Below are 11,428 nucleotides of genomic sequence, written 5' to 3'. Positions count from 1 at the left end.
TAACCTGTTTCCATAGAAATCTACAATATGAAAATTCAACACCAATGTTCCTTTTCTACCTAAAAACCCGAAACTCGAAACACAATAACCCGAACCTCATCATTCATCATTTATCATTTATCATTTATTATCATTAACGACTCCTACCCTAGCCCTGATAGTAATGGTTACCCCGCAGCTTGGGTTGGAGGGTGGCTGGTTTTAGGTGTGGGGGCTCTTCGGCTTCGCTCAGGGTGACAGCGTTGGAGTGCGTGGGCGCGAGGAGTATGAATGGATAGCAGGAAATAGCTCCTGAGAAAATTGGAGAGTTGGAGTGTTTGAAGAAATGACAACAAGATTATATTATATATAAGATAAGCTTAATCAAACAATCTAAGCTGCTGGTCGCGGGTTCCCGTGAAGTTGGATGTTGAAAGCTTTGGAAATTCTTTGCCTTCAAAAAACTTCTTTCTGCCGATCTTAAAGGTGGTATGAATCATTTCTGCAATATTTCCCTCTCCTTTTTGTCTTTCAAAATATCTTTTATCTCCAAGTTTTCCACCCCGCATGGATCTGATGAGATTTAGAACTTTTTGTGCCCTGTCCGGAAAATGAGCTTCAATCCAGTTAACAAAAACAGGTTCTACGGTATCATTTAAGCGTACCAAAGTATATCCGAAACCTAAAGCACCGGCATCCGAAATGGCTTTCAATATATTTAAAGGTTCATCACTATTGAGTCCCGGGATAATGGGCGCTATCATAACATGTACGGGAATATTGTTTTGGGAAAGGATTTCCACTGCTTTTAATTTATTTTTTGCAGAACTCGTTCTCGGCTCCATCTTTCGTCTCAATTCTTCGTTGATGGTTGGAATGCTTAGAGAAACTGACACCAGTTTTTGTTCTGCCATAGGTTTTAAAATATCAAGATCTCTTAACACAAGCGCATTTTTTGTCAGAATATTGACAGGATGTCTGTAATCAAGACATACCTGTAGTAATTTTCTGGTAATTTCAAATTGTCTTTCCGCCGGCTGATAGCAGTCGGTGTTTCCGGACAATAGAATCGGGGCAGCTTTGTATCCTCTTTTCTGAAAAAATTTCTCCAGCAACTCAGGGGCATTTTTCTTTACCATGATTTTTCTTTCAAAATCAACCCCGGCACTATAACCCCAGTATTCGTGGGTTGGCCTTGCAAAGCAGTAAGAACAGCCATGTTCGCATCCCTGATAAGGATTCATCGAATATTCCATTGGAAGGTCTTCACTTTTAACCTGATTGACAATGCTTTTGGGAAATACTTCCGTAAAAGAAGTCTTTACGGTTTCGAAATCTTCATCTTCTGGTTCATAGGTATACCTGTCGAAACGATTGACAACGTTTCGCTGAGCTCCCTGACCTTTTATGAAATTTTCGTTTTGCATTCCGGTGTAAAATTAGAATGGAATTTTTATAAAATAATGAGTTTTAACATTAAAGTTTTCCACAAAAAAATCCAACACTTTCAAAAGCGTTGGATTTAAACATAATTAAATATATTTTTTTACTACTTCAGCGCGAATAATTCTACTCCATGAGTTTCATCATCATTATTTTTTTCATCAAAGTGTCTGTGATAGTCCGAATAGGAATCACTATATTTTTTATCTTTTTTAGTCAAAATTTTTTTAATGCTTATTAAACTCAATACTGCCAAAAGACCAACTCCTCCTGCCAGTAAAACTCCAACTTCTTTTTTCATATTTTCTCTGATTTATTATTGATACCATTGCAAAAAGCATACCTATTTTATTTTTTTTAATTATAAATTTTGTTAACATTCAACTTTATTTTTAGGAAAATTACAATCTGCTATTTTTCTTATATTTAAGATAGCAATGGTTTAATTATTGTACTTAAAAATAAAAATATTATTATGGAAAATCCAGAAAACATTGACAGAATGACAACCTTGAGCCAAGTGATGAAAACGCTTTCTGAACGAGGAATACACAGAGAGTTCAGAATGAACGAAAAATGTGAAATGAAGTTTGAAAATTCTGAGAAAGTGTATCAACCCTCTGAACTGGTCATTTTAAAAACTTATCGCTTCGAGGGAGACAGCAATCCTGATGATAACGCCGTACTGTATGTAGTGAAGGACAATGCAGGAAATCGTGGGATGATTATAGATTCCTATGGTGCAGACAGCAATTATCCAGGTGAAGAATTTGATAAGTTTTTAAGAGATATCCCTATTCAGGAAAGTGATGAATTCAATTTTTAACAACTCAATCACATATTAATTTTTTAAACCATTAAGGTTGTTTTCAATTAAAAACTGTACAGTGGTTATGACTGGCAGCCAAAGGATCTGTCTTAATGGTTTAAAGAATTATTCTTTAGTTTTTCCCTTTTTTCTGAACACATTATTCAGGAAGCCTTTCTTTTCTTTTTTCTCTGCTTCCGGTTGGGGAGTTTCTTTTTTATTTTTTATTTCCTGTTTTATTTCTTTTACCGATTGTTTCATATCCTTTACAGAAGAAACTGCTTCTTTGACTTTCTTTTCTGTTTTTTCAACATTTTTACCAATCAGGGTTTTCTTCAATCCCTGCTCTATTCCTCTCCAGAAGAGATTAAAGAAAGACTTTGTGGGGTCACGTTCCACATTTTCTACAGTAACGGCTTCCGGAAAGCGCCCTGAATCCGATCTCAGAAAAACATTGGCAACAGCAGTCAGAAAACCTTTCTTCTCATGATTATTCTTATTTAATACGGCAATTTTTAAGTCTTTATGTTTAAGATTAAAGGTTCCGTGCAATCCCGCAGGATTTCCTTTGAAATTAAAAAGCATTTCCTGAATAGTTCCTGCAGTAGCTGTCACATGAAGGTAAGGCCTGATGAAAGGATTGATTCCATTTGCCGGAAGATCGGTTGTTTTTCCGGAAATTGCAAATCTATCATTATGATCTGCAACATCAAAGTTCCAGTTGACAGAAAGTGGTGACAGGTTCATGAAAGAACAATTGATGTTAATATCTACTTTTGTTGATTTTCCTTTAATTTTAGCTGAATTCAGGTTTTTAACGTTCATATTAAAGTTGCTAAAGGCCAATTTTCCCGGTCCCATACTTTCGGGAGTATCTTCTTCGTAGACTAGGACAGAGTTTTTCAGATCCAGGTTATGAATGGTCATCGGAATCTTAATGGAACGCAGCATTTTAGAATATAATGCTTTTATTTTTGGATCGTCCTTAGGAATTTTACTTCTGAAAATATTGGCATTTGCAGACTCAATGCCTACCTGTGAAGCATGTATCATTTTATTATGAGAAAACAGATCCCATTCTCCTTCTGCGGTAATTTGTCCGGCTTTTATATCATAGAGATCTCTCTCAACAGGTATCATTTTGATAAACTGCGCTCTTGAAACGAGAGGTTTCATGGCAAAATTGTTAATCTGCACCTTATTTTTATTCAGCTTAAGAAGCCCAAGGCTCATGTTGTAAAACTGAGTTTTATAAGCGAGGTTTCTGGTGGTAATATAATAATCTTTCACTTTGAAGGACATTCCCGGCTGATTGGGTTTAGGTGATAATTCAATATTATTTACCGTTGCATTAAGATCGTGGAAAGTCAAGGGCTGTTTTCCTTTATCATAAGTAATGTTTGAATTTTTTAAAGATGTTTTTCTTATAATAAGTGATTTAATAATACCAGGCTCAGGAGATTTACTGGCTGGTTTTTCACCTGCTTTAAAGGTTCCGTTTACATTTTCTACAAGAAGATCCTTGATATCAACATTCAGCTTTTTGTCAATGAATTCCAGTTTATTGATATTAAAAGCAATATGATCTGTTTTTAACATTACTGTTGCTTTTCTCTCTGCAGGATGCCCTGGTGTCAGTACGACATCCCTGACTTCACCGTTTGCAGGCTTCAGCGCAAGACTTCGCATTGTAATATTCTGAGCATTGGAGTATTCAATATCCTTTCCGGCAATGGTAAAATCTTTGTAACCTATCGGAATAACCTGTTCAGAAGTTTCTTTATTAAACATCAGCTGATTGATATTTACACTAAGATTCCCTACTGACAGAAGATTATTTCCATCCGGTTTTGTGATCTTTACTATGGCATTATCCAGCTTTATATTTTTTAAATCAACTTCAAAATTTGATTTTTTTTCAGCTTTCTTAGTCTTTACTCCTGTATTATAGACTGTCAGAACAGGATTCCGGAATTCTGCATTCGTAAGTGAAACTTTATTTTTGTTTAAAATAACATCCGTAAAATCCATTTTGGGAACTGCAAATTCAAATAATCGAGCCTTTTTAGGATAAAACTTTTTAAACTGAGCAAAGGAGAGCAGCGGAGTCAATCTGAAATTCTCAACAGCCATCTGCCCGTTACTTGTATTGATACTACTGATGGTAACCGCATACGTATCATCAGGACGAAGAAAGAATTTTTCTCCTTTGATGCTGTATTTGTCAAAAACGACGGGTAGTTTATTTTCTACAGATTCTTCTGTCATCTGTAAATTTTCTACAAACAGATCCAGTTGTTGTACAGATAGAAATTTCTGCTTTGTATGCCTGAAAACAGCAATTTTACCTTCGTTAATTCTTATATTTTCAAATGAAACCGGATTTCTTTTCTTTCCGGTTTTGCGGTCGACAGGTTTAGCAAGAATGACATTCAAATTAGGTTTAGCCAGCAAAAGGTCTGACGAGCTGATTCTTTTATTAAAAACAGCATCATAAATTCCGAAACGGCTTATTTTCAAGGTATCAATAGTTCCCTGCAAACCAATAACGTCTGTATTTTGCGGATCTTTACTATTAACTGAAATTCCAGTAGCAAAAATATTTCCGGTTCCTAAATCCACATCTAGGGTTTTGTAGGAAACCTGATAGTCAGTATTCTTTTTTATATATTCCGGAAGCTGGGTTTTAAGCCAAATATTTAAACCGAAATTCGCGGCAAGAAGAATTCCTGCCAGAACTCCGAAACCTATGAGTAAATTTTTAATCCACCTATTCATATCCTGATCTTGTTAAATGTAAGTTTAAATATAAGATTATTAAGTGCAATTTTTACTTGTTTACACTTTGTAATAATAAAATTAATATGATTTATCACTTTAAAAAGGAAAATATTTCATTCTAAAAACAGCAAAAGACCATCTCAATTGAGATAGTCTTTTGTCAATAAAAACAACATTCGTTTATTGTAGTAATTAATTATTCTTTTACTATTTTTTTTGACGCAGCTTCTCCTCGTCTGTTCTTAAAAAAAACAATATAATTTCCCTGCTGCAGATGAGAAACATCTATAACATTTTTTCCATTCTTAAGGTTTCCAGCCAACGCAGTTCGCCCGTCAGCGGTATATAAGACATAGGATATATCTTCTTTGGAAATTACACTAATCACATTCTTAACGCGGGTTGCATCAATTTCAGCAAAAGACAACTTACCTTTTGCCATATCATGTACTGCTAATGTTGCATTAGGATTATATCTGTAAGTAAATGTTACTGGCGTTCCGTATTCATTATTAAAATCATCCACCAGATAATATTTTATTATATAGTCAATTGGGAATGTTCCGGAACCTGTATCTGCATTCCACATAGTATACCCACTTGAAACTTCAGAATTTGCAGGAATATTGATTGCCGGTTTGGAATTTCCGGGATAAACTGCTCCTAAAATTATAAATGGCAGACATGTATTCTGGTAACAGAATTGAAAACTACTTCCGTCAGCATTGATAATATTCATAACTTTTGCGCGAACATTAATCGGAACAGCAGAGTTATTTTTAATTTTATAGTGTAAGGTTGCCAGATTTTCATCTACAGTGTTATAAGTAATAACACTTCCGTCATTTATTGGTGTCTCATCTTCTCTTGCTAGACTAAGCTGCGCTTTCCCATAAAAAGAGATAAGAAAAGACAGAAATATCATGTAGTAATTAATATTTTTCATAATTTTTAAATTTATAAAACCAGGAAGCCGCGCTACAGCTTCCCGGATTGTGAGAAATTACTTAATAATTAACTTTTTAATAACCGGTTCCGCATCTTTTTCTTTAATAGAAACCAGATAAGTTCCTTTTACAAAGTTGTGTACAGAAATCGGAGTATTAGGCTCTGCATTTTCTTTTTCAAGAATTGTTCTTCCACTGACATCAAAAATTTTAATGTCTGCCTTTCCTTTTCCGTCAATTTTGAAATAGTCTTTTGCGGGGTTAGGATATAACATATGTTCATTGTTTGTCTTTTCAGCAGCATGAACCCCTAATGTTGTGTTTATGGCAAATGGCCCTGCTGCATTAACAATTTCGCCGGTTGTACCATCCAATAAAAGCAAAGCAACTTTTATTTTATCCAGGTTATATGCAGTTGGAATATCTGCTGTAAATGTATAGTTTACAACCTGACCGTCAGTTAGGGTGGAAGGTATAGATCCTGCCTGCCCGGCATATCCTCCCAACAGCATTCTGCCCACATGATCATAAACCATATCCGCAGCAGGCACCGGGTTGGGTTTACTTTCATATCCACCCATAGATGTAGTGCTCCCAGCATAGTAATTTGCCTGGTTATAGCCCGAAGTAGTACCTTTTACTTCATCTTCTATAACCACAGCAACGAATCTGAAGTTAGCATTTGTAAAGTTGGTTCTGAAAACAGCAGATGCATTGAATGTTAAAATTCTTCCTGCCAGGGAAGATGTTGCATTTAGTGCAACAGGAACAATCAATGATTTCCTTGCATTAATAAACTCAGAGAAATCAGAACTAACACTCTGTCTCAGAAGACTTCTGTCCACATTCATTCCTGGAAAGCTATTAAAGTTTGCTCCTGTATTATATTCAGCCAAAGTCATAGGATCATTATTATGTACTGCAATTCCTATAAAATCATTAGGAAAACTATTTTCAGCATTATGCATTGCAACCGCCCCTCTAGGGCAATAACCACACCATGTTCCCGTACCTTCTTCAATCACTACTTTTTTAGGCGAATTCTGGCTTACACTTATAAATTGGGTGGACAATGTATTGTCTGCAGGAGTAGCATCCGCTGCTCCGTTGACTCCGGTAACAGATACAATAATATTTTTATTTACGACTGTAGAATAGTTTACGGCATTTGAATGCGTAATTTCTTTTTCCTGCCCAATAGCTAAAGGCGCCGCTAAGGGTATTACAGCAGAATGGTCTGTGCCATCATTCCAGTTAAGGGTGACATTATTAACACTTTGTGCCCCATTATTTTTTACAGTTGCTTTGATAAAATAATCCGTATTGGTCACTCCATATCGACTTAAAGATAAATTTGTAAGAGCTACATCATAATCTGCAAGACTTTTGACTTGGATATTATCCAAAATGAGGTAATACTGATCTGTACAATCATAATGTCTGAAAGAAATATAAACTTGCTGCCCAATAAAGGAACTCACATTGATCACTCTGTTTTGAAAGCCACCTGCAGCCACAGTTTCTGTATACACAGGTGTGGAAGCAGTAATAGCTCCTGAAGCGTTGGTTGTTGTAACATATACTGAATACTTTTCGTTTGGATCATTAGAATATGTTGCCAAATTATAGACCAGATATGCATTAGAAGCAGTAACAGTACTTAAGTTAATAAGCGGGGAAGTGATCAGATTGTTTGGCGTAAGTGCTCCGGTTCCATTAACATAAGAAAAGGAAGTCAATGATCCGCTTCCAAAGCCTGCATTTACACTAGAAACATTCATATTAGTCCATTGTTTCCCATCTCCGTCAATATCAGTACTCACCCATCCGTTGAGTCCTGCAGTATTAAAATCCTGACTGTAATAAGTCTGTGAGTAGTGTATCCCGAATATCAGGATAAGCACCGAAAATAAAATCTTTTTCATTTGTTTTAAAAATTTAAGTTTAGTAAATAATAGTTTTATAAAAATTCATAAGTATTGGATATGCCTATCTTTTCTTCTCTCACGTTCAGTGCAATTCCATTACTATCCATTACCATCACGATAATTTTAAGATGATCACGATGGTAATCTGAAGGAATAGAGTATTGAAATGATCGGGAGTATTCATTGGAAATTCCTGTCTGGGAATCCGGAATATTTTCTCCTGCAACAGATGAAGTCAGTTTAGCCCGTAAAACATTATGGTGTACATAATCATAAATAGTAGGTGGCCCCAAAGCCGGGACATAATTCTTTTGTTTACCCACCAGCTCGTCTTCTACTATAAACGCAGCTATTTTAAGTCCTGAAAAGGCTTGGGCAAAAGAAATCCGGGCATCAACATTCAGAGTATTGCCAGATATATCAGAGCCTATTCTTATCCCTATTTTACTGAAGGCTTTTAACTGAGACAACGGTAACGACATATCGGTATAATTTTCACTGTCATCCCACATTGTATTTCTGTTAATAAACATAGTAGGCCAGCCAAGATCCACCCCGGTTACATTTTTAAACTGCTCTACCTCAGCACTTACGGCATTCGACCACGGATCCTGCCCACTAGGCCCATGAATCCCGATAAAGACAAAACCATCATCGGTCTGCAGTCTCAGATTTTTGGCTCTGGCCCCTGCACGGGTACAGTTTCCACACCATGTACCGGTAAAATCTTCGTATAAAATTCTATGTTTAAAATTGACTCCGTCATTGATGACAGCATTTACAGATATAGGATTTGCAGGGAGGTTTCTGTATCGGGCACTGATAGTATAAGCTCCTTTCTCTACAGGCGTATAGATATTTCCGTTTATCAGCTGATTATTGACAAAAATTTCACTTTCTGAAGTAATGTCATTATTGAGATTATCCTTTATTCTGAATGTAAAGCTTTTTCCCAATAGTTTTTCGTTACCTCCTTCTGAAGAAATGGTAAGATAAGTCGCAACAGTATCTCCTTCGTCGCTTGCCGATCCGCTACAGGAGGACAATAACAAAAAAAATAAAATCACACAATTTAGAAATAATAACTTTTTTTTCATTGTTTGTTGAATTTTTTAATAGGTTTAAATAAAAACTAAAATTTTATATGGAGTTGTTAATAAATGAGTTTAAAATTTAAACATTAAAATTTTGATAAAATCAATATTTTGATTGTTTTAATAATTATTTCGCATTAAAATTACATAATTAATTATATATTAGCAAAATAATATTTGTTTAATTATTAAAAACAACATTAACAATGAAAATGATTTTCTCAGTACTCTTCGTTTCTTGTTTAAGCTTTTTTTACGCTCAGGAAATGCCTAATGTCTCTTTAAACACCTTGTCAGGCGAAAGGATCAATTTTTCCAAAATAGACTCCTCTAATCCTGTTATTGTCAGCTTTTGGGCTACATGGTGCCTACCTTGTATGGAAGAACTTACCGCTATTAATGACAAATACGGAGATTGGCAGAAGGAAAATAAGTTTACCTTACTGGCAGCTGCAACAGATGATGCCCGTACAGTTTCAAAAGTTAAAACTCTTGTCAAAAGCAAAGGGTGGCCCTACACAGTATTATTAGACTCTAACCAGACTCTTAAGAGAGCATTGAATATCAACAGTATCCCCCACACCATACTCATTCATAAAGGTAAAGTTGTATATTCTCATGTGGGCTACTCTCCCGGGGATGAAGATGAACTGATCAAAAAGATTAAAGAATACAATACCAGCAAATAATTATGCGAAAAAAAATAATTTATGGAGCGGCTCTATTAACCAGCATTCGTCTTTTTAGCCAGTTATCTGTAAATCTTGAATCCAATTCACAATATTATATTGATGACAGCAAAGTAAAACTCTCCGAAGCAGAAAAAGACCAAAGGCTAAGATCAAATAACTACCTGAATATCAACTATAAATTAAAAAACTTCACAGCCGGGGCACAGCTTGAAGCTTATGAGCCAAAAGCCTTACTCAATTATTCCCCGGTTTTGAGTAAAACCAGCCTGGGAACTTATTTTGTTAACTATAATAACGAAAAAGCGGGAGTAGATGTCACATTAGGTCATTTTTATGAACAGTTCGGCAGTGGTTTAGCTTTACGTGTATGGGAAGATAAACAGCTTGGGATTGCAAATTCCCTGCTGGGAGGAAAAATAAAATATACAGATCCCAGCCAAACCGTCATCATGAAAGCATTAATAGGTAAACAGAGGTTAGGATTTAATCTTTCAGACGGATTAATAACAGGACTTGATACCGAACTGAATCTGGACAATATGATAAAAGCAAAAGACCTTCACACCAGTATCGGATTCAGCTATGTCAATAAATACGAGGACAATAAGGAAAACAGTAAATTCCCTAAAAACGTCAGCATCTATTCATCCAGAATGAAAATGGAATATTCAAATTTTGCAATGGAATTGGAATACCTTTACAAAACCAAGGACAATATCAAGCAGGTAAACATATTGGATCCGAATAATATATTTTCAGGTAATGCTTTTCTGCTTAACCTTTCCTATGCTACAGACCGGTTCGGAATCATTGCGGGACTAAGAAGACTGGAAAACTTTAATTTTTATTCACAACGAGACCAAATCGGAAACATTTACCATAATTCCGTACTGAATTATATCCCTTCACTCACCAAACAATATGATTATAGCCTGGCCAATATTTATGTTTATCAGGCGCAACCAAGGCTGTCATTTCTCCCTCAAAAGAAATCCGGAGAATTAGGTTCTCAGATAGACATCTTTTATAAGATAAAAAAGGGAACATTATTGGGAGGAAAATACGGAACTGATCTTTCTCTGAATATCTCAAACTGGTATGGATTAAAGGGAACATACAGATCATACATTAATGATATCCGTGACTATAAAACGGATTTTCTTGCTTTAGGAGAAAGATATTACTCAGACCAAAGTCTTGATATCAGGACCAGACTGAAGGATAAATGGAAGGTTGCCCTGATACTTATTAACCAGTACTACAACACTTACAGAGTCGAAGAAACAAATGGAGAAGTAAAAGCACAGACCCTTATTCTGGATAACATTTACAGATTTTCCAAAAGTTCTATGAAACTGGAACTGCAGCATCAATGGGCAAACGGTTACCATGGAAATTGGGCTGCCGGTCTTTTCGAATATAATTTTAACAAAAACTGGTCGATTTTTGCCAATGACCTTTACAATTACGGAAATTCTGATAAAGAAAAGCAAATGCACTATTACACAGGAGGACTGGTTTTTAGAAAAAACAGTACAAGAATTCAAGCTTCTTATGGCAGACAAAGAGGAGGATTGCTTTGCGTAGGCGGTGTTTGCAGATTTGTTCCTGAGAGTGCCGGTCTTTCTTTGGGTATTAGCACCAGTTATTAATCACATATATTCAAATTATTTTAATAAAATGAAATTTAGAAACTGGTTTTTATTAATTCTACTATTTTTAGCGACAGGAATTAATGCGCAGATAAAAAATCCTG

9 protein-coding genes are annotated in these 11,428 nt (G+C 35.6%); 3 read left to right on the top strand and 6 right to left on the bottom strand.

All coding sequences use genetic code 11. From position 1 onward, the window contains the following. Nucleotides 1-359: 359 nt before the first annotated feature. Nucleotides 360-1,406 carry a PA0069 family radical SAM protein gene (locus AC59HC_RS22880; RefSeq protein ID WP_496559441.1) on the bottom strand — a complete coding sequence of 349 codons (1,047 nt, stop codon included), beginning with the start codon at nucleotides 1,404-1,406 and terminating at the stop codon, nucleotides 360-362. 122 nt (nucleotides 1,407-1,528) lie between these two features. Further along, nucleotides 1,529-1,723 carry a hypothetical protein gene (locus tag AC59HC_RS22875; protein WP_047426218.1) on the bottom strand — a complete coding sequence of 65 codons (195 nt, stop codon included), beginning with the start codon at nucleotides 1,721-1,723 and terminating at the stop codon, nucleotides 1,529-1,531. A gap of 174 nt (nucleotides 1,724-1,897) precedes the next feature. On the opposite strand from AC59HC_RS22875, the gene AC59HC_RS22870 reads away from it, so the two are divergent. Next, nucleotides 1,898-2,248, top strand: a complete 351-nt coding sequence (locus tag AC59HC_RS22870; RefSeq protein WP_110011835.1) for a hypothetical protein — start codon at nucleotides 1,898-1,900, stop codon at nucleotides 2,246-2,248. A gap of 108 nt (nucleotides 2,249-2,356) precedes the next feature. Here AC59HC_RS22870 and AC59HC_RS22865 read toward each other — a convergent pair whose 3' ends face one another. From AC59HC_RS22865 to AC59HC_RS22850, 4 genes are all read right to left on the bottom strand, one after another. After that, nucleotides 2,357-5,008 carry a hypothetical protein gene (locus AC59HC_RS22865; protein WP_496559440.1) on the bottom strand — a complete coding sequence of 884 codons (2,652 nt, stop codon included), beginning with the start codon at nucleotides 5,006-5,008 and terminating at the stop codon, nucleotides 2,357-2,359. A gap of 199 nt (nucleotides 5,009-5,207) precedes the next feature. Further along, entirely contained in the window at nucleotides 5,208-5,957 is a 750-nt protein-coding gene (locus AC59HC_RS22860) for a T9SS type A sorting domain-containing protein (protein ID WP_496559439.1), read from the bottom strand. A 57-nt stretch (nucleotides 5,958-6,014) separates the two neighbouring features. Beyond that, nucleotides 6,015-7,883, bottom strand: a complete 1,869-nt coding sequence (locus tag AC59HC_RS22855; RefSeq protein ID WP_202842350.1) for a T9SS-dependent choice-of-anchor J family protein — start codon at nucleotides 7,881-7,883, stop codon at nucleotides 6,015-6,017. 35 nt (nucleotides 7,884-7,918) lie between these two features. Beyond that, a complete protein-coding gene (locus AC59HC_RS22850; protein ID WP_429812005.1) occupies nucleotides 7,919-8,983 on the bottom strand; it encodes an Omp28-related outer membrane protein in 1,065 nt (354 codons plus the stop codon). A gap of 203 nt (nucleotides 8,984-9,186) precedes the next feature. On the opposite strand from AC59HC_RS22850, the gene AC59HC_RS22845 reads away from it, so the two are divergent. Next, nucleotides 9,187-9,669, top strand: coding sequence for a TlpA family protein disulfide reductase (locus tag AC59HC_RS22845; protein WP_496559438.1), 483 nt, complete (start codon nucleotides 9,187-9,189; stop codon nucleotides 9,667-9,669). A gap of 2 nt (nucleotides 9,670-9,671) precedes the next feature. Then, nucleotides 9,672-11,324: a DUF6029 family protein gene (locus AC59HC_RS22840; protein WP_496559437.1), complete on the top strand. Its 1,653-nt coding sequence runs from the start codon at nucleotides 9,672-9,674 to the stop codon at nucleotides 11,322-11,324. The last annotated feature ends 104 nt before the right edge of the window (nucleotides 11,325-11,428 follow it).

Source organism: Chryseobacterium sp. DZ-32, from assembly GCF_059587025.1.
The sequence above is the reverse complement of the archived record's forward strand: the minus strand, read 5'-3'. Positions and strand labels throughout refer to the sequence as shown.

Coding starts and splice junctions, on each gene's coding strand:
- AC59HC_RS22860 (WP_496559439.1), bottom strand. CDS start 5,957: ATGAAAAATATTAATTACTACATGATATTTCTGTCTTTTCTTATCTCT.
- AC59HC_RS22875 (WP_047426218.1), bottom strand. CDS start 1,723: ATGAAAAAAGAAGTTGGAGTTTTACTGGCAGGAGGAGTTGGTCTTTTG.
- AC59HC_RS22855 (WP_202842350.1), bottom strand. CDS start 7,883: ATGAAAAAGATTTTATTTTCGGTGCTTATCCTGATATTCGGGATACAC.
- AC59HC_RS22845 (WP_496559438.1), top strand. CDS start 9,187: ATGAAAATGATTTTCTCAGTACTCTTCGTTTCTTGTTTAAGCTTTTTT.
- AC59HC_RS22840 (WP_496559437.1), top strand. CDS start 9,672: ATGCGAAAAAAAATAATTTATGGAGCGGCTCTATTAACCAGCATTCGT.
- AC59HC_RS22850 (WP_429812005.1), bottom strand. CDS start 8,983: ATGAAAAAAAAGTTATTATTTCTAAATTGTGTGATTTTATTTTTTTTG.
- AC59HC_RS22870 (WP_110011835.1), top strand. CDS start 1,898: ATGGAAAATCCAGAAAACATTGACAGAATGACAACCTTGAGCCAAGTG.
- AC59HC_RS22865 (WP_496559440.1), bottom strand. CDS start 5,008: ATGAATAGGTGGATTAAAAATTTACTCATAGGTTTCGGAGTTCTGGCA.
- AC59HC_RS22880 (WP_496559441.1), bottom strand. CDS start 1,406: ATGCAAAACGAAAATTTCATAAAAGGTCAGGGAGCTCAGCGAAACGTT.